The following is a 23,183-nucleotide window of genomic DNA, read 5'->3' on the forward strand; positions in this document are numbered from 1 at the left end:
TGCAGGTACAAAAAAGCCGCGTATAAGCGCGGCTTTTTTATGAGCAAGACGAAATTACAGGTTGTCTGCTTCTTCAGATAGGTACTTAGCAACACCTTCAGGGGATGCAACCATACCTTTGTCACCTTCCTGCCAGCCAGCTGGGCACACTTCACCGTGTTCTTGGTGGAATGCTAGAGCATCAACCATACGCAGCATTTCGTCAACGTTACGGCCTAATGGCAGATCGTTAACAACTTGGTGGCGAACCAGACCGTCTTCGTCGATCAAGAAAGAGCCACGGAATGCAACACCGCCTTCAGACTCAACATCGTAGCCTTGGCAGATTGCGTGTGTCATATCAGCAACCAGCGTGTACTTAACTGGACCGATACCGCCTGCGTCTACAGGCGTGTTACGCCATGCATTGTGAGAGAAGTGAGAATCGATAGAAACACCGATAACTTCTACGTTGCGCTTTTTGAACTCTTCGATACGGTGATCGAAAGCCAATAGCTCAGAAGGACATACAAACGTGAAGTCCAGTGGGTAGAAGAATACAACCGCCTTTTTCCCTTTAATTGCTTCAGACAGTGTGAACGTGTCAACGATTTCGCCGTTCGCCAATACTGCTGGTGCTGTAAAATCAGGAGCCTGTTTACCAACTAGAACGCCCATTTATCTTCTCCGATATCTTCCGTTGTTTTAAGTAGCGTGTCGCCTAAATATTAAACGACACAAAGATCAAATTTGTATTACGCGTCGTCTGCATCTTGCGGCGCAGCAGCTTTTACCATCTGCTCCAGCTCGCCCGTCTCTGCTAACTCACAGATGATGTCGCAGCCACCAACCAATTCACCTTTAATCCAAAGCTGAGGAAACGTTGGCCAGTTTGCGTACTTTGGTAGCTCAGCGCGGATATCCTGATTCTCAAGAATATTCACAAATGCGAAGCGCTCACCACAGTTCATCAACGCTTGTACAGCACGTGAAGAGAAGCCGCACTGCGGAAAACGCGGTGTGCCCTTCATATAAAGAAGGATCTCGTTGTTATCGATTTGTTCTTTAATAGTGTCAACTACGCTGCTCATCTATCTACCTTCTTGTCTCGCTGCTTCACCTAAAAGTTAATGCTGTGGACTCTAACACATAACCAAGTAAATTACTCGGGTACATTTAAAAATCCACGGCAAGAATTAGGCGCATCAAAAAATGTTCTACAACTTTTTATGGTGTTTACCTCATCATATTTCAAGGCCATCATTCATAGGCGGTGCGGAAAGTTGCGAAACCGCATAGCTCACAATAGAATGCTAATACTAGGATGGCAGCTCAAGCTGCCTTTTTGCGTTGTAGGGAGTAAGAAAAAAGATGTCTCAACAGCCACTTATGAACACATACAACCGCCTCTCCGTTAGTTTTGAACGAGGCGAAGGGTCGTGGTTATACGATACCAACGGCAACAAATATCTAGATGCTTTGTCTGGTATCGCAGTGTGCGGCTTGGGGCATGCTCACCCAGCAGTAACGCAAGCCATCTCAGAGCAAGCGGGTAAACTGGTCCATACTTCAAACCTTTACTCGATCCCGTTGCAAGAGCAACTCGGCGCCCGTTTAACGGAACTCTCCGGCTTAGATAAGGTATTTTTTGCCAACTCCGGTGCCGAAGCTAACGAAGCAGCTATCAAAATCGCACGCAAGTTTGGCCATGCCAAAGGCGTCGAGAATCCAGCAATTATCGTTATGGAAGGAGCCTTCCACGGCCGCACCATGGCAACGCTGAGTGCCACAGGCAACAGAGCCGCTCAAGCGGGCTTCGAACCTCTCGTGGCGGGATTTATCCGCGCCCCATTTAACGATGTCGAAGCCGTTAAATCGATTGCTGCAAACAACAAGAATGTTGTGGCGATCTTCGTTGAGCCAATTCAGGGTGAGAGCGGTATCCAGATCCCAGACGCTAACTATCTAGCAGATCTGCGCGATATCTGCGATGAGCAAGACTGGCTTCTAATGCTGGACGAAGTACAAACAGGTAATGGCCGCACCGGGCGTTACTTTGCTTATCAACACACAGTTGTTGTACCAGATGTGGTCACTACAGCCAAAGGCTTGGGTAACGGCTTCCCGATTGGCGCTTGCATCGCCAAAGGCCGCGCAGCAGAAACTTTTGCGCCCGGCTCCCACGGTTCCACATTTGGCGGCACACCGCTGGCTTGTGCAGCCGCATTAGCTGTGACGGAAACGATCGAGAAAGAGAACCTTTGCGCCCGCGCAGAAGCACTCGGTCAACACCTACTAGAAGGTTTCAAAGACCAGCTTGAGGGCATGGATTACATCAAAGAGATTCGTGGCAAAGGCTTAATGCTTGCTATCGAGTTAACTGAGGCAGGCACCGAGCTTGCTGTCCTCGCAAAAGTGAAAGGCATTTTGCTTAACGTGACCGGCGGTGGCCGAGTCATTCGTTTGCTACCACCTTTGACCATGACGGATACAGAAGCCGACCTTCTGATCAATACGCTAACCAAGCTGATAAAGATTTACGCAGCTGACGAGCGTTCTAAACCTAGAAAATAGCACACCATGCTACACGGAGCCGCCCGTCCGGGCGGCGTAGATAGGATTATGAAAACTAGACATTTTTTGACACTCCAGGATTTAACACCTGAAGAGTTTAGGCAGATTATTTCTCGCGCTAGCGAGCTCAAAAAGATGCAACACGAAGGTACGCCTCACAAACTGCTCGAAGGCAAAGTGATGGCGATGATCTTTGAAAAGTCATCCACTCGTACTCGGGTTTCATTTGAAGCAGGTATGGCGCAGCTTGGCGGCCACGCTATGTTTTTGTCCTCAAATGATACTCAGCTAGGCCGCGGCGAGCCGATTGAAGATTCAGCGCGTGTTATCTCAAGCATGGTCGACATCATCATGATCCGTACGTTCGGGCACGATATCGTCGAGAAGTTTGCAGAATACTCAAAAGTACCTGTTATCAACGCTCTCACAGATGAGTATCACCCCTGCCAATTACTGGCTGACATGCAGACCTTTTTTGAGCATCGTGGCGATATCCAAGGGAAAACTGTGACGTGGATTGGCGATGGCAATAACATGTGTAACTCGTATATTAACGCTGCCGCGCTACTGGACTTCACCCTCAACGTGGCATGCCCACAAGGCTATGAGCCAGACAGCGAGTTACTTGCTAAGCACCAAGGCCGTGTCAACGTGATGCGCGACCCCAAAGATGCCGTAGCGGGTTCGCACTTAGTGGTGACCGATGTATTCGCATCGATGGGCCAAGAAGATGAGCAAGAAGCACGTTTGAAGCTCTTTGCCGACTACCAAGTCAACCCTGCACTGATGAGCCTAGCGGACAAAGACGCCTTGTTTATGCACTGTCTGCCAGCCCACCGTGGTGAGGAGATCAGTGAAGAGATGCTAGATACTGAGTGGTCTGTTGTGTTTGATGAAGCGGAGAATCGCCTACATGCACAAAAGGCACTGATGGAGTTTCTGGCGAGCTAAGCTTGCTAAAAAGACTCGCGAAGAACCGCCTTTTCCGTCTACACTGAGAATTAACTCAGACGTAGGCGGACAGGTTTAGGATAGAGGCATGATTGAACTCAGACACCTTAAAACGCTCGCTGCTCTCAGGGATGCAGGCAGTTTGGTTGAAGCTGCAGACAGGGTACACCTGACTCAGTCAGCCCTCTCTCATCAGATCAAGGACTTGGAAGACCGGTTAAATTGTTCACTGTTTATCCGTAAAACCAAACCTATTTGCTTTACCTCAGCGGGCCAACGCTTGCTGACACTAGCAGATGAAGTACTGCCCATGATCCGCAACACCGAGCGTGATATCGCAAGATTAGCGGGCGGTGAGGCTGGGCGTCTGAATATCAGCATTGATTGCCACAGCTGCTTCGACTGGCTAATGCCGACCATTGATCACTTTCGCCAGAACTGGCCTGAAGTGGAGATGGACCTGGCCAGCGGATTCACCTTTCAACCGCTGCCAGCCCTCGCGCGCGGCGACCTCGACTTAGTCATAACCTCCGATCCAGAGAAGCGCACCGGCATCGCTTACATACCGTTATTTAGTTACGAGTCTCTGTTGGCAGTGGGCAAACGTCACCCTTTAGCCACGAAACGCTATATCCAGCCTCAAGACCTAGCAGAAGAGACGGTTATCACCTATCCCGTTGAACAGAATCGTCTTGATCTCTTTACGCGCTTTTTAGATCCTGCAGCGGTGGAACCGGAGTCCATTCGCACCGCAGAGCTGACACTGATGATCCTTCAGTTGGTCGCCAGTGGCCGTGGTGTGGCGGCGCTACCAAACTGGGCACTACATGAGTTCTTGCAACGGGATTACGTTACTGCCAAACCGCTAGGCGAGAAAGGCGTATGGTGTACGCTCTATGCCGCCATTCGCGAAGACCAGCGTAACGCTGAATTTATGGTCGACTTCTTAAGCACTGCGAAAGAGGTCTCATTCAGTACGCTCGCTGGCATTAAATCAGCGTAGAAATCAGGGCGCGCTAGGCGCCTTGATCTGCCTCCCACGCTTCAATCACCTCTTTCGCCGCACGAAACGCCTCTTGAGCCGCTGGCGCACCACAGTATACAAAAGAGTGTAATAGTACTTCTTGAATCTCTTGCGGCGTGCAGCCGTTACGCAACGCGCCACGCACATGGCCCTTTAGTTCGGCTGGCGCTTTGAGCGCTGCTAACATTGCTATCGTCACCAAGCTACGCGTACTGCGTGGCAACCCATCACGCTGCCACGTTGATCCCCATGCATGCTCATTTATCCAAGATTGCACAGGCTCTGTGAGTGGTGTTGTTTGCTCCATGGCGCGGCTAACAAACTCCTCACCCATGACTTCTGTGCGAACACGAAGGCCGTTTTCATAATCTTGCTGTGACATAGTCCCTCTCTTATCAACGAGTACATAAAAACAACGGTGCTTTTCCATTAACAGCTCTTGTTTATCAGTACCGATTCCTTACACTGGTCTCTCATTTAAACCTAAAGACGTAAGATGAGCACCATGACAACCTGGACACCAAGCAGCTGGAGAAGCAAACCCATTGTACAACAACCGGCCTATACCGATCTTGAAAAGGTTCGTGCGGTTGAACAGGAGATGGCTGCACTGCCTCCATTGGTGTTTGCAGGCGAGATTCGTTCTTTACATGACAAACTAGCTCAGGTTTCTCAGGGCGAGGCGTTTTTGCTGCAAGGCGGTGACTGCGCTGAGACGTTTAGCGAGTTTAACGCCAACAAAATCCGCGACACCTTTAAGGTTCTTCTGCAGATGGCCATCGTTATGACCTTCGCTGGCCAAAGCCCCGTGGTGAAAGTCGGCCGCATGGCGGGCCAATTCGCGAAGCCACGCTCATCAGATACTGAAACCAAAGACGGTATTGCGCTGCCAAGCTACCGCGGTGATATCATTAACGACATCGCGTTCACCGCGGATGCCCGCACTCCAGATCCAGAGCGCCTGCTCAAGGCTTACCATCAAGCGGCGTCGACACTCAACCTACTGCGCGCTTTTGCACAAGGTGGTTTCGCGGATCTGCATCAGGTGCATCGCTGGAACCTTGGCTTTGTTGAGAAAAGCCCACTGGGCGAAAAGTACCAGCACCTATCTGATCAAATCAGCCAAACGCTTGAGTTTATGAAAGCATGCGGTATTTCATCGGATAATACGCCGCAAATTTCAGAAACCACGTTATATACCTCTCACGAAGCCCTGCTGCTTGGCTATGAAGAAGCATTGACACGCCAAGACAGCATTTCAAATGACTGGTATGACTGCTCTGCTCACATGCTGTGGATTGGTGACCGTACTCGCCAACCCGACCATGCACACGTTGAGTTCCTGCGGGGTGTGAAAAACCCTATCGGTATCAAAGTGGGCCCAACAACTCGCCCAGAAGACCTTATTCAATTGCTTGATACCCTAAATCCAAACAACTTGCCGGGCCGCATCACACTCATCGTACGTATGGGCGCTCAGAAAATTGCCGACCACTTCCCTGCTCTACTGCGCGCAGTTCAAGCAGAGGGGCGCAACGTTGTGTGGAGTTCAGACCCGATGCACGGCAACACCATCACAGCGTCGAGTGGCTATAAAACACGTAGCGTCGAAGCGATCTTGGCTGAGATTCGTGCTTTCTTTGAGATTCATCGGGCTGAGGGTACCCACGCCGGTGGCGTACACCTAGAGATGACCGGCCACAACGTAACCGAGTGCATTGGTGGTGCATTTAAGATCACCGAAGAGGGGCTAGCGGACCAGTACGACACATTCTGCGATCCACGCCTAAACGGTGAACAAGCGCTTGAGCTTGCATTCCTGATCGCTGAAACGATGAAAGCTGCAAAAGGTAAAGCATGAGTCACCACGACCAACTAAGCGGCGTACTCAGCCAAATAAAAGCGGAGATGCAGGCTAAGAAGCTGTGGCAAGCGACTCCGCCATCTGCTGAAGCGATGGCTAGCCAGCAACCTTTCTGCGTAGACACGTTGACGTTTTGTGAGTGGGTGCAGTGGATTATGCTACCGCGCTTTGAACAGATGCTCGCCGCAGGTATGCCATTACCGAGCAACAGCGATATCTACTCAATGGCAGAAGAGGCACTTAAGCTTGAACCGGTTGAAACCAGCCGTTTGGCGAAACTTTTTTTAGATCTCGATAACTGTCTACGCACGCCCCACTAAACCGTATCAACTCAAAAGGCCGCGTTAAATATGCGGCCTTTTTTATTCTGGCAACTCAAGCAGCACCGCTGCTTGCTGGCTCATCAAGTGTAATGCGGCTTGCCCGTCGCGCCAGCTTTGCCCGACGAATCGCATCGTAGCTAAACACCACAAAGCCGATCCATACCAAAACAAAGGTTGTGAGCCGCTCCTGATCGATAACCTCACCAAATACGAAGACAGCCAACATAAAGTAAAGTGTGGGCTCGATATACTGTAAGATGGCAATCGTCGAGAGGTTCTTCAGCCGGGCAACGCCAAAGGCAAACAATCCGAGCGGCAGTATCGTCATCGGAGCCGTTAACATCAGTAAAATCTGTGTATCAAGCTCGCTCTGCTCCCAATGCGTCTGACCGGCGTTGCCGATAAGATAGAACACCGCAAACGGCACCATGAGCAAGGACTCAGCCGCAAGCCCATTAAGTGTATCGATACGGACCTGTTTTTTGATGATGCCATAACCACCAAAAGCCACTGCGATACCGACCGTTAACCAAGGGAAGCTCGCAAGGTTCAAACAGGCGTAGAGAAAGCCACCTGCACAGAACAATAAAGCCACTAGCTGCAGCCGTGTTAGTGTTTCTTTCAGGTAGAAAACACCCACTAAGATACTCACCAGCGGGGTAAGAAAAAACGCCAAGCTCACCATCAAAACTTGGCCATTAGTGGCACCCCATGTGTTCAAATACCAACTGGTCGATATACAGGCAGTCGATACAAACAGCCATGCGAAGGAGCGTGGCTCCATTAGCAGCCGAAAAACACGCAGCGGTGTTGATGTTATCCACAGCAGCAGCGCCATCAGCGGTACCGACCACAACACGCGAAATGCGAAGATCTCCATCGCATCAACGCCTTTCAAATGCTGGTAGAACAGTGGGATCAAGCCCCAAACAACATAAGCGCACGTTGTCCAAGCCAATCCACCTTGGAGAAGATGAGATAGATTCATGAGCGAAAACTAGGAAAATGGTCGTAGTTAAAACAGGAACGCGCATTATCCCGATCGCTTCGAGCAGGTCAATTCAGTTTATCTAAAATAGATATAAGAACAGATTATATTGTCGAATGAGGTGATTTCACCGAAGAGGTCAAAGAGGGAGGAATTGGCAGGCGAGTACGCTTACCCACCTGCCAGAGGAGTATTACTGTAAGCCCGCTAGTACAATCTCATTGTAGCTAACAACACCCACCACTTGGCCCTGCTCGATAACCGGCGCAGTCGATAAGCCGAAGTTATCAAACAGACGCGCGCAGTAGCGCACATCCATGCGCGGCTCGACGCTGATCACCGGTTTCGCCATCACTTCATACACGTTCACACGCCCTGGTGAACGGTCTTTAGCGAGCACCTCTTTCGCAATATCAGATAGCAAAACTAAACCAAACTCGTCATCCGCATCTCGTTTTTTCACGATTAACAAAGAGGCCTTCTCCTCTTTGAAGATACGCAACGCATCTTTTACCGACATCAGCCCGTCAACCATGGCGTAGTCTTGCATCATGACATCCGCAACGCGCACCAGATTACGCTCTGTACTCATATTTCGTCCTCCACAAAGGCCGTCAGTTTCTCTATTTGATGCCCAACACCTACCGCATCTTCGACATCGATCTGTATTGCCACGCCTTGCCCCGGTTCTTCATCAAACTTAGCTGCGGCGCTAATCGTCTCGAGGATCTTGCGGCTTAAATGCTCCTCAACAATAAATAGCAGTACATCACGCTGCGTCTCTAGCGAAAGACCAAAAAACGTCTTGGCTCGATTAACACCCTCACCGCGGGCATTATTGATTATCGTCGCCCCTGTCGCACCCGCGTCTCGTGCCGCCTTCATGACAAGATCTGTCTTGCTATCCTCTACAAATACAACCAGTAGCTTAAAGTGCATTATTCACTCCCTCGTTTTCAGCCAACACGCGTTTCTGTTTCTCGCGGGCAGCTAAGTATTCTGTAATCTGCGCGTATCCCATCACCGATATCATGGGGAATAAGCTTGCAAAGGCGATAAGGCCAAAACCGTCAATTAACGCACTGCGCCCCGGTACTGTTTCCGCTAGGCCAAGGCCTAACGCAGCCACTAATGGAACGGTAACTGTGGAGGTGGTCACGCCACCTGAGTCATATGCCAACGGCACGATGAGCTTAGGCGCAAACGTAGTTTGGATCACCACAACGATATAGCCGGCGATAATGAACCAATGGATGGGGTACCCCGTCACAATGCGCCATGTTCCTAATGCGATGCCGACAGCCACACCCAGTGCCACGGCTAATCGCAGCCCCCAGACACCGATCGCACCACCGGATACTTCATTTGCCTTAATCGCCACCGCAATTAACGAAGGCTCTGCAATGGTCGTACTCGCACCAATCGCAAAGGCGAATAAAAAGACCCAGTAATAATCGCTCCAATGCAGTGCAGTAGATTGATCTAAACTCCCGGACCACTCACGAATGAACTCTGGATTGGTCAACTGCTCAGCCATCAAGCGCCCTATCGGAAATAGTGCTTTTTCAAGCCCAAGTAGAAAGAGCGTTAGGCCTATCAACACATAAGCAAAACCAATTAGGACTTTGCTAAACCTTGGAATCTGTCGGCGAATAACAAGCAGCTGGAAACCAAAGATGATCACAACAATCGGCAAAACATCCTGAATCGTAGCGAAGAAGACGCTAAAAAAGTCACTCAGTAGCTGGTTCATGAAATCACCATTCCATAGCCCATCACAAAGATCATCGGCGTCAGTGACGCGAATGCTATCAGCCCAAATCCATCCACCATGGGGTTACGCCCTTTAATAGAGGAAGCCAGCCCGACACCCAGCGCAGTTACCAAGGGCACAGTAATCGTTGAGGTTGTAACACCGCCTGAGTCATATGCAATACCGATAATTTCGCGTGGCGCTAACGTCGTCATCAATACCACTAACACGTAACCACCAATAATCATGTACTGGATCGACCAACCTTTGAGAATCCGTAATACACCTAGCACGATGGCTAAGCCTACAGAAACGGCTACGGTTAGCCGCAGACCCGTCGCATAATCCGCTTGCGCCTGCTCGGTGGTTTCAATCATGCCGCCCTGCGCCGCGATACGTGCAGCTTCAGCAGCTACGGCGATGAGCGCAGGCTCTGCTACGGTCGTGCCAAAGCCCAGAGCAAACGCAAATGTCAGCAACCAAAAGACGCTCCCTTTGCGCGCAAAAGCCTGCGCCATGGATTCTCCAATGGGAAACAGCCCGAGTTCTAGGCCATAGATGAAAAAGGTTAACCCGAGTGTGACACAAGCAAGGCCTACAATAAGATTGGCGAAGTCGGGAATAGGTTGTTGCAGGACCGCAATCTGAAAGAAACCGATCACCACAACAATAGGAGCCAAGTCACGTAAGCTACCTAAAAGTGAGTGAAAAAGCGCTATCATTCGTCTCCGTTGAAATATATCTAAGCAATTGATTCTTCGATAAGTTTAGTTCACATTGCAACGATACACTCAGCTTCGTGCTGCTAGTTCACATCGGCTTGATCCAAATCACATTCCACCTGTCATGTTTTTGCAATAAACCCGACTCAAGAAGCACTGAAGCAACCTACTAATACTGGTAAACTTAGCGTCTTTGTCTGGTTTAACTTTCTTGCTGAGGTATCGATGACGCAACTTTCCAGTATCAGTGAACTGCTCCAACAAAGTGGTGCTCAATTTCGAATCTTTGATATGGGACGACGTATCAGCAAGCTGACCACTGACCAGTTCGATAAGTTCGAGCAAGGCCTTATCCCCTACCCAACACCCTATTTACACCATGCTTGGCTCGCACTCATGTTGTGGAACCCAAAGCATAAGCAGCAAAATGTGGTTTGGTTTCTGAAGTTCCCACTGGATGAGCAGGGCTTTCTTGTACAAGCGGTACGTGATGATTTCTTGGGTCGTTTAATGCAGAACATCCAGCAAATGCTGGATAACAACGCGATCTCCGAAGCTAACGATGCACTCAAGGACAACCCCTTCTCCTTCACGCCCGATCAAGAGAAGATGGCGATGTTTCATGCCGTCGCCGCACACATTACACAGCAGCCTGCGAGCCAGTTTTTAGCGGGTGCAAAAGCGTATTTCAGTGGTGATTTAGGCTGGGATCAGTGGTCAGGCGTGGGTTACCAAGGCATTGCTGATCTGGTCGCTGACCTAGAATCACAGCAGCACTATCTGCTTAACGCAATACCAAACATACCTAGCGAACCTTTGGTTGCGCTAGCCACCTGTTTGGAGCACTCCAAGCCTGACCATAAGATCGCTGAAGCGCTGCTCGCCCGGCTTAAAAAAGCAATCGCTGAACCCGAGCAAGCGAGCTTAGTCGCGGCGCTACTCAGGGGTCTATCCAACACTCATAGCGATACGCTGCGCTCTGAAGCCCTGCAGCTGACTTTAAACTCCCAATATCAAGGAAGTGCAGAGGTGATGGCCGCTATCGCAACACGCTGCAACGAGTCACTACAGCACCCCGAACTACTACATCTATATCTTGAGCGGCTCGCCGTTTCGGAAGCAGGACAAGCAGGATTTTCACGCATTCTCGCTGACCTGATGTTTATTCCGGTCATGCGTATTTTGGTACTGCAACAGTTCCGTAATGAAAACCGCAGCGAAGCACTTAGCAAGGCGGTTGGCGCCATGTTCGGAAAGAAATTCAGCTAACACGACTTAAAAGCAAAAAGGCACCGTGTCACGGTGCCTTTTTTACGCTTACCACTCTAATCGGGCAGCTTAACACTTAACCCTAACTCGTCTGCCTTTTGCTGTGATTTATGACGGTAATTTGCCCGCGATCTTGAGCCCTCGGGCTTCGTGAGATAGTAAAGCAGCGACGCCGCTACCTCTTGCGAGATATTGTTGCTATCACCAAATGCTTTAACAACATCACATACCGTTAGCTCGCGCTTATCTTCTAACGCACGCGCGGAAGGTTTTTCAAGCGGCTCACCACTGTGAAAACGGCGCTTAACCATGTCGTAATGGTAACGGAATACCGGAAACACCTCGCGCTCTTCCTGCGTACGCAATCGAAACCACTCGGTTTCTTTGCCGGCATGGTAGACCACAGGGTGCGACCAGTTCGCTGTCGTGGGCTGGCCCGCATATCGGCACGCCTCAACATAGGCGTCCCAAACCGTTGGCACACCATCGCCGCCATCCAACTGGTCGATAATGGCCAGAAATTCTGAGATCGACGGCATCCATGCCAAGGTTTCTTTACAGCGGTCAACCGCAGCAACGAGCTGCGCTTCGCTAAACCCTGATAACGAGAGGGCCCATTCTCGTTTGGCTATCCGAATCTCATCTTCTGTTTCAAAGCAGCTCTTAAACTTGTGGCCGTAGATCGCCATAAACCTTGCGAAGATCATATTGACCATCGCCTTGGTTTCAACACCAATTTGGCGCCCCGAGCCAGATGGCTGGCCTGAGTTACCAGTCGGTGTCTTTGATATCCATGATGGCTGCTGTAACCCGTTTGCGTTTCTCGCGAGTATCTCTGCGGGGGTTTTCATGCTTATTACCTGAATATCCTGAGTTATCTTTTTGCTGCTCACGAGCATCACGGCTCTGCTTCTGAACCCACTCGCGCTTCACCCATGCTAAGAACTTCTGATCCCAGTTGCTCTCGCGCCGGTCTTTATCGATATAGTAAAGGGTGAACTCATCGATACAACCTTCAACAAACTCTGCAGGAATTTGGTGACGAGGTAACATCGAAAAAAACATCTCCGATGGCCGCCAATTTAGCTCCATCTTATGTAGCTGCTGGTTACGCTCCTCGTGGCGATCAAAGAGCTGCTGTAACTCGTCCTTTTGTCGATTCCAACCAAGGCTGCCACCAAATGCTGGCGCGGGCCCCCGTTCACGCATATTGTTCCGGGAAGGCAAGGGCCTAGGCGGTGGTGGCGGGAGCACATCCACAACAGGAAGTGTATCAAGCGCTTCACGAGGAGGTTCGTTGGGCTCAGCAGGGGGAGCTGACTCAGAAAAATCCGCCAGCGTCACCGAACCATTACTGTGCAATGTAATGCTCAAAGCGCGCTTATCAACCAACAGCGCGACCAACTCGTGAACACGCTGAGGCTCCCAGTAAGCAGTGAGCTGCTGCCACTGAGTGGCGGGTAAAACCTGTACACGAGCGCCTAAGCGGTCTGAGCGCTTAGTACTCAGCGCCTCGTAGCAAAGACTGAACAGTAAAGCCCCTTCAACACCTAATAATTGAATATGCGAGGGGTAGAGCAAGTGGGGCTTTTCTGGAATAACTATCGACATACACCTACCAAAAGGCCATTAACAACAGCGGCCTCTCCCTAGCTGCTGCCTAAGCATCAGATATGTTGAGCAAACTCTTCAACAGCACGCAGCACATCGCGACGGCTGATCTGCCCAACTAACTTACCATCATTAATCACCGGCATCCTGCGACGGCCTTTATCAATGAATAGTTTTGCGACTTCAACGATATTGGCATCATGCGCCACCGTTTCAACGTCAGTTGTCATACAATCTTTAACCTGACCACCAACCTCTTCTTCATGATAGGTGAGCGTCAGAATAGCACGCAGGCAGTCAACTTCAGACAGCAAGCCAACCAGCACGCCGTGCTGATCGGTTACCGGCGCTCCTGAGATACGATGCTCCAGCAACAGATTGATCGCTTCAAAGAGATCTGTTTCTGGGCGAAAAGTTACCAGACCTGTCGCCATATAATCTTGAACTTTTACGGACTTAAGCATGAATACTCTCCATCTTAGCGGGTGGAGTGATCACACTACGATGCGATCAGTAGCCCCACCTTTTCCATATTAGATCAATATTATTTTCGCTGATACCGGATCTTAGTTAAAGACCACTGTTTTATTGCCGTGCACGAGAATACGGTCTTCTAGGTGCCAACGCAGACCACGTGACAACACATTTTTCTCGACATCACGGCCAAGGCGAACCATCTCTTCGGGGAGATCACGGTGGCTAATACGAATCACATCCTGATCGATAATCGGCCCGGCATCGAGATCTTCCGTCACATAGTGGCAGGTTGCTCCGATAAGCTTCACGCCCCGCTCATGCGCCTGATGGTAAGGCTTGGCGCCCGCAAAAGACGGCAAGAAGCTATGGTGGATGTTAATCACACGGCGTGCATAAGCTTCACATACATCTGCAGGTAAAATCTGCATGTAACGAGCCAATACGATCACATCCGCTTGATAGTTCTCGATCAACTCACTGACTTTATCAAAATGCGGTTGCTTATTCTCTTTGTCCACCGGAACATGGTGGTAAGGAATGTCATGCCACTCCACCATTTTGCGCAGGTCATCATGGTTAGAGATGACACATACGATCTCACAATCGAGTTCTTTGTCGTGATAGCGGTGCAAAAGATCCGCCAAACAATGGGATTCTTTACTCGCCATCAGAACAACGCGGCGCGGTTGCGCTGAGTCTGAGATATGCCAGTCCATGTTAAATGACTGCGCTATCGGATCGAACGCTTCGCGCAGGGCATCGATATCAAACGGTAACGATGCTGCGCCAATTTCCACACGCATGAAAAACCAACCTGTCGTTGGATCAGAGTGCTGGTTGGCATCCTTAATTGAGCCGCCGTGACTGGAAATAAAGTTACTAACCATTGCGACAATACCCACACGATCCGGGCACGATAACACCAGTCGAAAGCGACGTTCCATTTTCTTATCCACTCTTAGTCAAACTTGGACGTTTTGCTATGCGATCAGCAAAACTCAAAGCGCAACATCATAACAGCAAAAACCCTTATAACACAGGCTTTAAGCGTCGCGGCCATCAGTGACACAACCTTCCGAAGCCGCATGATATGATGGCAATATGGAAAAACCTGAACTGATCTGCGGCCCTGACCTTTCGCTCTATTTATGGCGTGACTTTTTAAACGCTGATGAGCAACAGAATCTCTTACATAGCTTACGCCACGACATTGAGTGGCGTATTGATAAGATCAACCTGTTTGGCAAAGAGCACTTTATTCCCAGACGCCAAGCCTTCATTGGCGACCATGGTCTTAGCTATCGCTACTCAAAGCTAACGCTCAATGCTGCCGCATGGCCGCCCCCTCTAGATAGGCTGCGTAATACCGTCAGTCGGCGATGCGACACACCTTTCAACTGTGCACTGCTCAATCACTATCGCGATGGCCAAGATAAGATGGGATGGCACAGTGATGACGAGCCCGAACTCGGCCAAAACCCTGTGATTGCATCAATCAGCCTCGGCGAGGCTCGGCGCTTTGTTTTACGCCACAAAACGATGAAGGACTGCGAAAAAGTGGACCTAACCCTGACCAGCGGTTCACTGCTATTGATGGCAGGAACAACGCAGCACTTTTGGCAACACTCTGTTCCCGCCTCAAAAAGAGTGCACCAAGAGCGCTACAATTTAACATTTCGCTATATTCGATAAAGGAATTGCAATGAACGCTACCATCGACCTACTCAATGCTCACCGTTCTATTCGCGCTTTTACTGATCAACCGATCGAAACATCCGACCTGCACACGCTCATCCAGGCAGGCCAAGCAGCCGCGACATCGAGCTTTATCCAGGCGTGTACGGTTATCAATGTCACTGATGCTGAGAAACGCCAAGCATTAGCACAGTTCGCCGGTAACCAAGCTTATGTGGCTGCAGCTCCTGTATTTTTGGTGTTCTGCGCGGATATGAAGCGCCATCAACTGGCTTGTCAGATGCATGATGCTCCGATGCAAAGCGGCTTTACCGAGCAGTTCATCACCGCCACAACAGACTGTGCACTCTTCGCACAAAACGTTATCGTCGCTGCCGAATCGCTTGAGATGGGCGGTGTTTACATCGGCGGCCTGCGCAACAATATCGCTGCGGTCAGTGAGCTATTGGAGCTTCCTGAGCTAGTTTATCCGGTATTTGGTATGTGCTTGGGTTACCCCGATCAAAACCCAGAGGTTAAGCCTCGTCTCCCCCTCCCTGTCGTGCTCAAAACAGACCGTTACACCGATACTGACGATCAAGCTCACTTAGCTGAGTATGACGAGGTGATTCGGGAGTACTACAAAACCCGAACCGGTGGCCAAAAAGATATGAGTTGGACTGAGCAAATCTCAGGCATGCTTGTAAAAGAGGCTCGCCCGCATATGCTGCCGTTCCTGAAAGAGAAGGGGTATCTTCTTAAGTAGCCTTTGCTCGGCCATAAAATGTCTATACTCTAACTCAGTAACCACAAATTTTATGGGACAACATGGAAGTAACCGAGGATCAGGTACCATCATGGCTACCGGAACCGTCGCGCAGTAGCGATAGTCAACCCAATGTGCAGGAGCTCAATAGGCTCCTGCAATTGCAGCGCGACCAATTGGGAAATATCACCCAAAACCTGCCCATAAAAACGATACTTCACAGTATCTGTCAGGATATCGAAGCATTGATCGCTGGGAGCTACTGTTATGTGATGCTGCTACACCCAGTTACAGGCCAACTGAACCTGAAGTGTGCGCCGAGCATAGACAGCTCACATCGAGAGCTTTTTCGAAGAGTCGTACCGGGGCCTAAGTCGCGAGCTTGTGGCACCGCCGTCTTCGCCGATCAACCAGTGTTTTGTTCGCACCTTAGAACGGATCCTAGATGGAAAGACTCATTAGCTATTGCTGATACTCTGGCCGTCGAATCCGCTTGGGCTTACCCACTACATGATGCGAATCAGCACCCCTCTGGCGCGATTGGTATTCTCTTTGAGACGTCAAAACAACCGTCACCGATAGAAGCGCGTACGCTAGAAACAGCCGCATATCTGTGCAGCATCGCACTGAACCAGCATATTAGCTCCCGAGATCTGAAAGCATCAGAACAACGCTTTTCTCATGTTGCGGCATCGATACCAGGAGTTGTCCTGCAAGCGGAGTTTACCCCCAAAGGTTTGCCCTACTTCTCGTTTGTTAGTTCGGGAATAGAGGCGTTATGCGGCGTGACCTCAGATGAAGCCTACCGCAACTTTAATAGTGTCTGGAAACGTGTTCCCCACGAGGATCAGCAGCGTATCTTTAAGCACTTGGAGAACCCAGCATCTGCACCTTGGTCTGTGGAGTGCCGTGTTACCGATGGGAATGATCAACTTAAATGGGTCCATCTTGCTGCAACACCTGAGTGGCGCCAAGACGGTAAATTACACTCCCTCAATTGCATTCTGCTAGATATCTCTAGAGAGAAAGAAGCACATGCTCAGCTCGAACTTGCTGGGATCGCCTTCCAGTCGACAACTGAGGGGATCGTGGTTACAGACCATCTATGTCAAATCGTGGATGCCAATCGCGCCTTTTGCGAAATGACAGGCTACAGCCGTGCCGAGTTATTAAGAGAAACGCCGCACCTGCTAAGCAGTAACACCGCCTCAAAGCAGCAAATCGATGCTATCTTCGAGCACGCACGCAGCGTCGGCCATTGGCAGGGAGAGGTCTGGCATCGCCGCAAAAGTGGCGCTAGCTACCCCCAGTGGATGAACATCAACGCAGTCTATAATGCGCAACAAGCAGTGACTCATTTTGTTATTGTTGCGGCGGATGTAACAGATATCAAAGAATCGGAGGCGAAACTCCGGCACCTCACACACCATGACGCGTTAACCGACCTCCCTAACCGCAAGCTCTTTAAAAAGCTCGTCGATCACGTTATTGATACGGCATCTGATGCGCAACACTGCGCTGTGCTAATGATCGATCTCGACCGCTTTAAACATGTCAACGAGACAATGGGCCACCAAGAGGGCGACCAACTGCTGATCCAAGTCGCGAGGCGGCTGCAAGAAACTCTCGATGAAACAGCCATTCTCGCCCGCATTGGCGGCGATGAGTTTGCGATATTTGTAGAGCAGTGTGCTCACTTCGGTGCCGCCGAAAAGATCGCAATGCAAGTCGTTGATGCAATGGAGTGTACGTTTGAGCTTGGCGGACGTAGCTTCTTTACCACGGCAAGCCTCGGTATATCCCTCTTCCCCGAGCATGGTTTTGATAGCGAAACACTGATAAAGAATGCCGATACCGCTCTGCATCAGGCCAAATCCGGGGGGCGTAACAAATACGCATGCTACCAACCAGAGCAAACTGAGCGCATAGAGCAATGGGTTCGGCTAGAACCTGCGCTGCGTAACGCGCTTGAGAGTGAACAGTTCGAGGTGTACTACCAGCCGCAAATCGATGCGTTAACCGGCAAAATATCAGGCGCTGAAGCGCTATTACGCTGGAATCACCCCACAGAAGGACTGATCTCTCCGGGCCAGTTTATTCCTATCCTAGAGGAGATAGGACTCATGACACGCGTGGGAAACTGGGTGCTCGAGCAAGCCGTTAAGCAGGCTCTTGTATGGCGTCAGTCAGGATTTCCTAACTTCCGTATCGCGGTTAATATCGCGGGGCCTCAAATCTTGAGCGGCGGGTTGGTAGAGCTCGTCGAGAGACTCCTAAAAGATTCACACCTAACCCGTGACCTTCTCGAATTAGAGATTGTCGAGACCATGGTGATGCAACATGCTAACGCAGCCCAGCCCGTTCTGCAGAGGCTCCGTGAACTTGGCGTGCGGATAGCTCTTGATGACTTTGGCACTGGTTACTCCTCACTAAGCTACCTGAAAATGCTGCCTGTGCAAAAGGTCAAAATTGATCAGTCTCTCGTTAGAGATATACCCGAAGACCCAAACGATGAAGCAATTGCTCGCGCAGTCATCGCACTGAGTCACAGCCTCAACCTCAGTGTATGTGCTGAAGGGGTTGAGACCTATGAGCAACAAGCGTTTTTACGCCGGGAAAACTGCGATCAGTTACAAGGCTATTTAATCAGCCGCCCTATGTCAGTGGCTCAAATGAATCTTTGGCTACAGCAGCAAATCAGCATCGCGTTATAGCGTATCGAGCAGGCTATTAACCCAAGGGATGATGAGCTCTTCTGGATCAGAGACCTCGGTGGCGTCGATCACCAAACGTTCAATGGCCGGCTTCATCTGCATGTCATGGAGTAACTCCTCAAGTTGTAGCGGAGCTTCGATAAAGGTCTCATACGAGCTATCTCCAAATGCAACCATCGCATAGCGCTGCCCTTCGCACTGGGGCAGCGTATCTTTCAGCTCGCAAAACAGAGGCATTAAGTTGCTGGGTATTTCACCCATGCCGATCGTGGCACACGTAACCACCAAGCAATCAACGGCTGAACCGGCTACCGACTCGGCAGTTGGGCTATGCAAACACTTAGCATCATGCCCAAGCGCGGTAAGCTCGTCGCAAATATCTAAAGCAGCCGTTTTCGCACTGCCATACGTTGACCCGTAAATCACTGTAAAAGTGGCCATTTCATTCTTCCTCAATAACTGAGTTGCCGTTATAGCAAGAGAGGCTTAGTTGCGAAACCCTTGATGCAATCTAAACTGAAGCTAGTGCTGGATTAACATAGGATCAGACTTATGGCACATACACCTCTCGCAAAACTGCTCGAGCAATGGGAAGAACAAGCGGCCACTAAAGAGGATCAACAAGCGTTAACATGTACCATTAATACCGCCGATCATATTCGCTTGAAGGCGCTCGCAAGCACCTACAACTTATCTCTCGATGAAGTTGTTACCGCTCTGCTCCACACCTCACTCAACGAAATAGAACAACAAATGCCTTATGTGCCTGGCCCCCATGTTATTAGAGTGGAAGATGGAGAGAATATTTATGAGGATATTGGCCCAATGCCGCGCTACTTAGCCGCGCAAAAGTCACTCAACAAATAATAAACCGTATCCTTTTAGGAACAAACAAACATTAAATCGAGCTCACTGGAGCTTACCCCTTAAGCAAATTAAAACATTCGTTTAAATTTGCTTAAGGAACACTACCCGTGGCCGTAAAGCCTACTAACTTAGACATCGCCAAAGCCGCCTTTAAATAGCGTAGCTACCCGAGTTCTGGCTGTCGCAATAATGCGTAATTACCGCTAGAATAATCCAAATTTGTTTTGTAACGGACGCAAAAACACTATGAGTTCTTTTTTTAGGACAGTTAACCGCAAAGCCCTCTCCTACTCACTCACTACCGCTCTTTTAGCAGCAATGAGCACCCCGCTCCACGCAGAGCAGGAGTTTTGGGAGTACGAGATGCAACCTGGCGATAACGTCTGGAAGATTGCTCATGAAATGCTAACGGATTGGCGCGCTTGGAAAGAGATCACGCAGCTAAACAATGTAAGTAACGACCGTTTAATGGCAGCTGGTACAACACTGCGCATTCCACGCTCTTTAGTGAAAACGCGCAACGCAGAAGTCGACTTACTCACCGTTTCCGGTGAGGTCCAGATCCAGCGCAATGGAAGTAGCACGCGTGAAGCTCTAACGGATTCACTCACACTGGCCGAGGGCGATCGCCTATTGACGAGTGCAAACTCCAGTGCACTCATTGAGTTTGAGGACAAGTCCAAAGTTTTGCTGACGCCAGATAGCGAGCTGGTGATCAAGCGTTCCTCCGTTATTGGCGCGCAACGCAAAGTTATCGATATCAATGTTGAGCTGGAAGAGGGCGAAGCAGAGATTCGAGCAAACCCGAACAAAACAGATAACTCTCGTTTTATTATCGAAACACCATCCGCTTTCGCTACCACGCGAGGTACCGTGTATCGAGTGCGTGCCGACGGTGACGAAACCGCAGCCGAGGTTACCCAAGGAAAGATCGAAGTCGGTAACGCCGTTGGTTCGCGTTATATTCCTCAGTCGTATGGTGTGATCACCCAGAAAGATACACCGATTCAACCGCCGAAAAAGCTTCTCGACGCGCCTCAACTACCTGCGCTGGGTACGGTTCGTTATCTGCCTGCAAAGCTGCAGTGGGACAAAATCAACGGAGCTGTTGCTTACCGTTCGCAAGTATCTGAGGGCGAAACGTTTGACAGCCTAGTACTGGACTCTATTGGGCCTGCAAACAAGGCTAACCTGCCTGTCGCGCTAGCAGACGGCGTATACTGGCTGCGCGTAAGGGGCGCAGACTCCGAAGGGTTGCAGGGCAACGAGAGCATCGCACAATTTACTATTGATGCTCGCCCATTTCCGCCAGTGATCCAAAAACCTCGCACTAAGGATAAGCTTTATTCTGGCCCAGTAGATTTTGTCTGGACGGAGCCTGAAGATGCTGACAGCTATCGCTTCGAGTTAGCAGCCGATGAAGCCTTTACAAAGATCGTTACAACCACGACGGTGTCTGATACTTCACTGACACTTGAGCAAGTTCAAGAAGGCAATTACTTCTGGCGCGTTACCAGCATTACAGATGAGGGTAAAGTAGGCCCGGCCGGTTACAGCACAGCGATCAATGTAAAGCCTGTACCAAAAACACCCGAGCTAGCAGAGCCATCGATTGGCGAAGATCAGATCAGCTTAGCTTGGCAACCAGATCCAAATACGCAGTATTTCCAGTTGCAAATAGCCTCTGACAAAGCGTTTGAAAATATCATTGTTGATACACGCTCTGACAGTGCTGATGCCGAGATACAGAAGCCAGAACCTGGTAACTATTACATGCGTGTTCGTGGCTTTGACAATGACAATTATGCGGGCGCTTGGACAAGCCCACAAAAGATTGATGTCCCTATCGAAAACTTCTTACCAATGATTCTGTGGGGAATCTTCTCTGTAGCCATCTTCCTCTAGGATGTACCTATACGCATGGATTTGTTGCGACATAAAGATATAGGATTCTTACTCTGTTTAGCGGTGGTTCTATTGGTGGCGTTCAGCCCCATAGGACACCGCTTAGACAACACACTGTTTGATCTATGGCCATTTGAGCAAGCCGAAAGTAACAGCGACATCATCGTCGTTGAAATCGATAATAAGAGCCTCTCAGCGCTCGGGCGCTGGCCTTGGGAGCGGCACCTTCACGCTGAAATGATCCTTCTACTCGACCAAGCCGAAGCCAACCAAATCGGCTACAACGTCGCTTTTGTAGAGCCGGATACATCGCCTAATTCTGAAGACCACCTGCTTCTTACCGCCATACGGAATAGCGGAAATGTCGTTCTCCCCGTCTTTGCCGAGGACGGCAAGACGATCATGCCATTTCGTAATAATACTGTTCCGGAAGGCGCGAGGCTTGGGCATGTGGATGTTGAGGTCGATAGCGATGGCTATGTGCGGCGGGCGTTTTTATATGCTGGCATCGATAAAGCACGCTGGCCTAGCTTCGGTTTAGCAACCGCAGGGAACTTGGAAACACTTGGGCAAGAGGGCCGCCTGCCAGGGACACGTTCACCTGAGGCTCATATGGGCACCAAGCGTAAATGGACGCGTGATCGCGAGGTATTAATGCCCGCCTTTACCGGCCCTATCGGTATTCAGCGTTATAGCTTTATTGACGTATTAGAGTCACATATTGATCATGAGCTCTTTCGGGGTAAAGATATCTTTGTTGGTATTCAGGCCACAGGACTAGAGCCCAAGTTTTTAACGCCCGGTACGCAATACCCTGAAATGTACTCTGGCACTAGCTTAGCGGCTGGGCTACATATGTCGTTAAAATCCCAGCACATTCTGACGCCAATTTTACCCATTTGGGGTCTTACTTATGCACTGGTGATCTTAATATTAGGCTATGCCGCGGTGTTTCTAACAGGCTATCCGCTACTGATCCGCGCCCCGATTGTCCTTACGTTAATCGGTACACTTAGCATCCCAGCATTCGCTATTCACTTTGGCTACTGGCTCCCAACAGGCCCTGCGGCGGCCGCAATCATAGCGATGGCAACTCTTTACTTCTTAAAAACACTGTTCTTCAACGATACCCGCAAACGTAGCGACGCGATCACAGACCTATCGAACGCGAAGATGTTTAAGGAAACATTAGAGATTGAATGGGAGCAGTGCCTAACCAAGCGCATTCCCGTATCAGTGATTCTTATTGAAGTTGATTACTTTAAACGCTTTGTCGATACATTTGGCCAAGAACGTGGCAACTGGGTATTGGCACGCATTGGTCCAATTTTGCAATCACACAAACGCAAGACGCGCGATTTAGTAGCACGTTACGAACATGAAAAATTTGCCGTACTGCTGCCGATCACACCTAATAATGTGGCACTCTCGATTGCTGAAAAGATGCGCGCTGAGGTAGAGCAACTCGACATTGAGCATAGCGGCTCAGAAAGCTCAGACGTGATTACACTGAGTATCGGTGTTGCCACCAGTACCCGGACGATGGAAAGCAAAGAGGATCTTATCGAGCAAGCAAAGGCGGCTCTCGCACACGCCAAACAATCAGGCGGAAACAATGTCGTGCAAGCAGAACCCGAAACTGCCTAAACTGCTATTGCTAACATATAGCATCGAACAGCTATAAAAAAAGCGGCATAAGCCGCTTTTTTTAGGGGGGTGTGA

The 23,183-nt window shown here is 49.9% G+C and carries 25 protein-coding genes; 12 read left to right on the forward strand and 13 right to left on the reverse strand.

The window, feature by feature from the left end; genetic code table 11:
• Positions 1–54 precede the first annotated feature (54 nt).
• Positions 55–657, reverse strand: coding sequence for a peroxiredoxin C (locus E4L36_RS13090; protein WP_127692353.1), 603 nt, complete (start codon positions 655–657; stop codon positions 55–57).
• A 77-nt stretch (positions 658–734) separates the two neighbouring features.
• A complete protein-coding gene (gene grxD / locus E4L36_RS13095) occupies positions 735–1,070 on the reverse strand; it encodes a Grx4 family monothiol glutaredoxin (protein ID WP_127692352.1) in 336 nt (111 codons plus the stop codon).
• Positions 1,071–1,350: 280 nt separating this feature from the next.
• Between grxD and E4L36_RS13100 the strand changes: the two genes are divergently transcribed.
• The 3 genes from E4L36_RS13100 (at position 1,351) to E4L36_RS13110 (ending at position 4,507) form a co-directional block, all read left to right on the forward strand.
• Complete coding sequence (locus tag E4L36_RS13100) at positions 1,351–2,553, forward strand: aspartate aminotransferase family protein (protein ID WP_127692351.1); 1,203 nt, start codon at positions 1,351–1,353, stop codon at positions 2,551–2,553.
• A gap of 48 nt (positions 2,554–2,601) precedes the next feature.
• On the forward strand, positions 2,602–3,504 hold the full coding sequence (gene argF / locus E4L36_RS13105) for an ornithine carbamoyltransferase (protein ID WP_127692350.1): 903 nt from the start codon (positions 2,602–2,604) through the stop codon (positions 3,502–3,504).
• An 88-nt stretch (positions 3,505–3,592) separates the two neighbouring features.
• Positions 3,593–4,507 (forward strand): LysR family transcriptional regulator, encoded by a 915-nt coding sequence (locus tag E4L36_RS13110; protein WP_127692349.1) that lies wholly within the window; start codon positions 3,593–3,595, stop codon positions 4,505–4,507.
• Positions 4,508–4,520: 13 nt separating this feature from the next.
• Here the strand turns inward: E4L36_RS13110 and E4L36_RS13115 are convergent, their stop codons facing one another.
• Positions 4,521–4,910: a carboxymuconolactone decarboxylase family protein gene (locus E4L36_RS13115; protein WP_127692348.1), complete on the reverse strand. Its 390-nt coding sequence runs from the start codon at positions 4,908–4,910 to the stop codon at positions 4,521–4,523.
• A gap of 123 nt (positions 4,911–5,033) precedes the next feature.
• Here E4L36_RS13115 and E4L36_RS13120 point away from each other — a divergent pair, with 123 nt between their 5' ends.
• On the forward strand, positions 5,034–6,389 hold the full coding sequence (locus E4L36_RS13120) for a 3-deoxy-7-phosphoheptulonate synthase class II (protein ID WP_136680972.1): 1,356 nt from the start codon (positions 5,034–5,036) through the stop codon (positions 6,387–6,389).
• Complete coding sequence (locus E4L36_RS13125) at positions 6,386–6,712, forward strand: YqcC family protein (RefSeq protein WP_127692346.1); 327 nt, start codon at positions 6,386–6,388, stop codon at positions 6,710–6,712. Before E4L36_RS13120 ends, E4L36_RS13125 begins: the two co-directional genes overlap by 4 nt.
• Before the next feature lie 55 nt (positions 6,713–6,767).
• On the opposite strand, the gene rarD is transcribed toward E4L36_RS13125, so the two are convergent.
• The 5 genes from rarD to E4L36_RS13150 form a co-directional block, all read right to left on the reverse strand.
• Positions 6,768–7,703 (reverse strand): EamA family transporter RarD, encoded by a 936-nt coding sequence (rarD, locus tag E4L36_RS13130; protein ID WP_127692345.1) that lies wholly within the window; start codon positions 7,701–7,703, stop codon positions 6,768–6,770.
• Positions 7,704–7,896: 193 nt separating this feature from the next.
• On the reverse strand, positions 7,897–8,295 hold the full coding sequence (locus tag E4L36_RS13135; RefSeq protein WP_136680973.1) for a CBS domain-containing protein: 399 nt from the start codon (positions 8,293–8,295) through the stop codon (positions 7,897–7,899).
• Positions 8,292–8,642, reverse strand: coding sequence for a P-II family nitrogen regulator (locus tag E4L36_RS13140; protein WP_127692343.1), 351 nt, complete (start codon positions 8,640–8,642; stop codon positions 8,292–8,294). The genes E4L36_RS13135 and E4L36_RS13140 overlap by 4 nt, the downstream gene beginning before the upstream one ends.
• A complete protein-coding gene (locus tag E4L36_RS13145) occupies positions 8,632–9,456 on the reverse strand; it encodes a DUF1538 domain-containing protein (RefSeq protein WP_136680974.1) in 825 nt (274 codons plus the stop codon). The genes E4L36_RS13140 and E4L36_RS13145 overlap by 11 nt, the downstream gene beginning before the upstream one ends.
• Positions 9,453–10,178, reverse strand: coding sequence for a DUF1538 domain-containing protein (locus tag E4L36_RS13150; protein ID WP_127692341.1), 726 nt, complete (start codon positions 10,176–10,178; stop codon positions 9,453–9,455). Before E4L36_RS13150 ends, E4L36_RS13145 begins: the two co-directional genes overlap by 4 nt.
• A gap of 225 nt (positions 10,179–10,403) precedes the next feature.
• Here E4L36_RS13150 and E4L36_RS13155 point away from each other — a divergent pair, with 225 nt between their 5' ends.
• The gene (locus E4L36_RS13155) at positions 10,404–11,447 is read left to right on the forward strand and encodes a DUF3549 family protein (RefSeq protein WP_136680975.1); all 1,044 of its coding nucleotides are present in this window, start codon (positions 10,404–10,406) and stop codon (positions 11,445–11,447) included.
• A gap of 56 nt (positions 11,448–11,503) precedes the next feature.
• Here E4L36_RS13155 and E4L36_RS13160 read toward each other — a convergent pair whose 3' ends face one another.
• The 4 genes from E4L36_RS13160 to purU form a co-directional block, all read right to left on the reverse strand.
• Complete coding sequence (locus E4L36_RS13160) at positions 11,504–12,298, reverse strand: replication protein P (protein WP_240770726.1); 795 nt, start codon at positions 12,296–12,298, stop codon at positions 11,504–11,506.
• A complete protein-coding gene (locus E4L36_RS13165; protein ID WP_136680976.1) occupies positions 12,216–13,058 on the reverse strand; it encodes a DnaT-like ssDNA-binding domain-containing protein in 843 nt (280 codons plus the stop codon). The genes E4L36_RS13160 and E4L36_RS13165 overlap by 83 nt, the downstream gene beginning before the upstream one ends.
• 56 nt (positions 13,059–13,114) lie before the next feature.
• Positions 13,115–13,522: a CBS domain-containing protein gene (locus E4L36_RS13170; protein WP_136680977.1), complete on the reverse strand. Its 408-nt coding sequence runs from the start codon at positions 13,520–13,522 to the stop codon at positions 13,115–13,117.
• Positions 13,523–13,624: 102 nt separating this feature from the next.
• Positions 13,625–14,479, reverse strand: coding sequence for a formyltetrahydrofolate deformylase (purU, locus tag E4L36_RS13175; protein WP_136680978.1), 855 nt, complete (start codon positions 14,477–14,479; stop codon positions 13,625–13,627).
• 157 nt (positions 14,480–14,636) lie between these two features.
• On the opposite strand from purU, the gene E4L36_RS13180 reads away from it, so the two are divergent.
• From E4L36_RS13180 to E4L36_RS13190, 3 genes are all read left to right on the forward strand, one after another.
• Positions 14,637–15,227: an alpha-ketoglutarate-dependent dioxygenase AlkB gene (locus tag E4L36_RS13180; RefSeq protein ID WP_136680979.1), complete on the forward strand. Its 591-nt coding sequence runs from the start codon at positions 14,637–14,639 to the stop codon at positions 15,225–15,227.
• A gap of 10 nt (positions 15,228–15,237) precedes the next feature.
• Positions 15,238–15,975, forward strand: a complete 738-nt coding sequence (gene nfsA / locus E4L36_RS13185; RefSeq protein WP_127692334.1) for an oxygen-insensitive NADPH nitroreductase — start codon at positions 15,238–15,240, stop codon at positions 15,973–15,975.
• Positions 15,976–16,037: 62 nt separating this feature from the next.
• Positions 16,038–18,689 carry an EAL domain-containing protein gene (locus tag E4L36_RS13190; protein WP_136680980.1) on the forward strand — a complete coding sequence of 884 codons (2,652 nt, stop codon included), beginning with the start codon at positions 16,038–16,040 and terminating at the stop codon, positions 18,687–18,689.
• Here the strand turns inward: E4L36_RS13190 and E4L36_RS13195 are convergent.
• The gene (locus E4L36_RS13195) at positions 18,684–19,130 is read right to left on the reverse strand and encodes a flavodoxin domain-containing protein (protein WP_136680981.1); all 447 of its coding nucleotides are present in this window, start codon (positions 19,128–19,130) and stop codon (positions 18,684–18,686) included. The genes E4L36_RS13190 and E4L36_RS13195 overlap by 6 nt on opposite strands.
• A gap of 111 nt (positions 19,131–19,241) precedes the next feature.
• Between E4L36_RS13195 and E4L36_RS13200 the strand changes: the two genes are divergently transcribed.
• From E4L36_RS13200 to E4L36_RS13210, 3 genes are all read left to right on the forward strand, one after another.
• Entirely contained in the window at positions 19,242–19,556 is a 315-nt protein-coding gene (locus E4L36_RS13200) for a hypothetical protein (RefSeq protein ID WP_136680982.1), read from the forward strand.
• Positions 19,557–19,802: 246 nt separating this feature from the next.
• On the forward strand, positions 19,803–21,461 hold the full coding sequence (locus E4L36_RS13205; protein WP_136680983.1) for a FecR domain-containing protein: 1,659 nt from the start codon (positions 19,803–19,805) through the stop codon (positions 21,459–21,461).
• 15 nt (positions 21,462–21,476) lie between these two features.
• Complete coding sequence (locus E4L36_RS13210; protein WP_136680984.1) at positions 21,477–23,108, forward strand: CHASE2 domain-containing protein; 1,632 nt, start codon at positions 21,477–21,479, stop codon at positions 23,106–23,108.
• The last annotated feature ends 75 nt before the right edge of the window (positions 23,109–23,183 follow it).

The sequence above is a fragment of the Neptunomonas sp. XY-337 genome (assembly GCF_004959845.1).
GTDB classification, from domain to species: Bacteria; Pseudomonadota; Gammaproteobacteria; order Pseudomonadales; family Balneatricaceae; genus Neptunomonas; species Neptunomonas marina.

What these genes read in the sequence shown, in the direction of transcription:
- E4L36_RS13205 (WP_136680983.1), top strand. Translation starts at nt 19,803, where the DNA reads ATGAGTTCTTTTTTTAGGACAGTTAACCGCAAAGCCCTCTCCTACTCA.
- argF (WP_127692350.1), top strand. Translation starts at nt 2,602, where the DNA reads ATGAAAACTAGACATTTTTTGACACTCCAGGATTTAACACCTGAAGAG.
- nfsA (WP_127692334.1), top strand. Translation starts at nt 15,238, where the DNA reads ATGAACGCTACCATCGACCTACTCAATGCTCACCGTTCTATTCGCGCT.
- E4L36_RS13120 (WP_136680972.1), top strand. Translation starts at nt 5,034, where the DNA reads ATGACAACCTGGACACCAAGCAGCTGGAGAAGCAAACCCATTGTACAA.
- E4L36_RS13200 (WP_136680982.1), top strand. Translation starts at nt 19,242, where the DNA reads ATGGCACATACACCTCTCGCAAAACTGCTCGAGCAATGGGAAGAACAA.
- E4L36_RS13210 (WP_136680984.1), top strand. Translation starts at nt 21,477, where the DNA reads ATGGATTTGTTGCGACATAAAGATATAGGATTCTTACTCTGTTTAGCG.
- E4L36_RS13195 (WP_136680981.1), bottom strand. Translation starts at nt 19,130, where the DNA reads ATGGCCACTTTTACAGTGATTTACGGGTCAACGTATGGCAGTGCGAAA.
- E4L36_RS13135 (WP_136680973.1), bottom strand. Translation starts at nt 8,295, where the DNA reads ATGAGTACAGAGCGTAATCTGGTGCGCGTTGCGGATGTCATGATGCAA.
- rarD (WP_127692345.1), bottom strand. Translation starts at nt 7,703, where the DNA reads ATGAATCTATCTCATCTTCTCCAAGGTGGATTGGCTTGGACAACGTGC.
- E4L36_RS13160 (WP_240770726.1), bottom strand. Translation starts at nt 12,298, where the DNA reads ATGAAAACCCCCGCAGAGATACTCGCGAGAAACGCAAACGGGTTACAG.
- E4L36_RS13090 (WP_127692353.1), bottom strand. Translation starts at nt 657, where the DNA reads ATGGGCGTTCTAGTTGGTAAACAGGCTCCTGATTTTACAGCACCAGCA.
- grxD (WP_127692352.1), bottom strand. Translation starts at nt 1,070, where the DNA reads ATGAGCAGCGTAGTTGACACTATTAAAGAACAAATCGATAACAACGAG.
- E4L36_RS13145 (WP_136680974.1), bottom strand. Translation starts at nt 9,456, where the DNA reads ATGAACCAGCTACTGAGTGACTTTTTTAGCGTCTTCTTCGCTACGATT.
- E4L36_RS13190 (WP_136680980.1), top strand. Translation starts at nt 16,038, where the DNA reads ATGGAAGTAACCGAGGATCAGGTACCATCATGGCTACCGGAACCGTCG.
- E4L36_RS13110 (WP_127692349.1), top strand. Translation starts at nt 3,593, where the DNA reads ATGATTGAACTCAGACACCTTAAAACGCTCGCTGCTCTCAGGGATGCA.
- E4L36_RS13115 (WP_127692348.1), bottom strand. Translation starts at nt 4,910, where the DNA reads ATGTCACAGCAAGATTATGAAAACGGCCTTCGTGTTCGCACAGAAGTC.
- E4L36_RS13140 (WP_127692343.1), bottom strand. Translation starts at nt 8,642, where the DNA reads ATGCACTTTAAGCTACTGGTTGTATTTGTAGAGGATAGCAAGACAGAT.
- E4L36_RS13155 (WP_136680975.1), top strand. Translation starts at nt 10,404, where the DNA reads ATGACGCAACTTTCCAGTATCAGTGAACTGCTCCAACAAAGTGGTGCT.
- E4L36_RS13125 (WP_127692346.1), top strand. Translation starts at nt 6,386, where the DNA reads ATGAGTCACCACGACCAACTAAGCGGCGTACTCAGCCAAATAAAAGCG.
- E4L36_RS13150 (WP_127692341.1), bottom strand. Translation starts at nt 10,178, where the DNA reads ATGATAGCGCTTTTTCACTCACTTTTAGGTAGCTTACGTGACTTGGCT.
- E4L36_RS13180 (WP_136680979.1), top strand. Translation starts at nt 14,637, where the DNA reads ATGGAAAAACCTGAACTGATCTGCGGCCCTGACCTTTCGCTCTATTTA.
- E4L36_RS13165 (WP_136680976.1), bottom strand. Translation starts at nt 13,058, where the DNA reads ATGTCGATAGTTATTCCAGAAAAGCCCCACTTGCTCTACCCCTCGCAT.
- E4L36_RS13170 (WP_136680977.1), bottom strand. Translation starts at nt 13,522, where the DNA reads ATGCTTAAGTCCGTAAAAGTTCAAGATTATATGGCGACAGGTCTGGTA.
- purU (WP_136680978.1), bottom strand. Translation starts at nt 14,479, where the DNA reads ATGGAACGTCGCTTTCGACTGGTGTTATCGTGCCCGGATCGTGTGGGT.
- E4L36_RS13100 (WP_127692351.1), top strand. Translation starts at nt 1,351, where the DNA reads ATGTCTCAACAGCCACTTATGAACACATACAACCGCCTCTCCGTTAGT.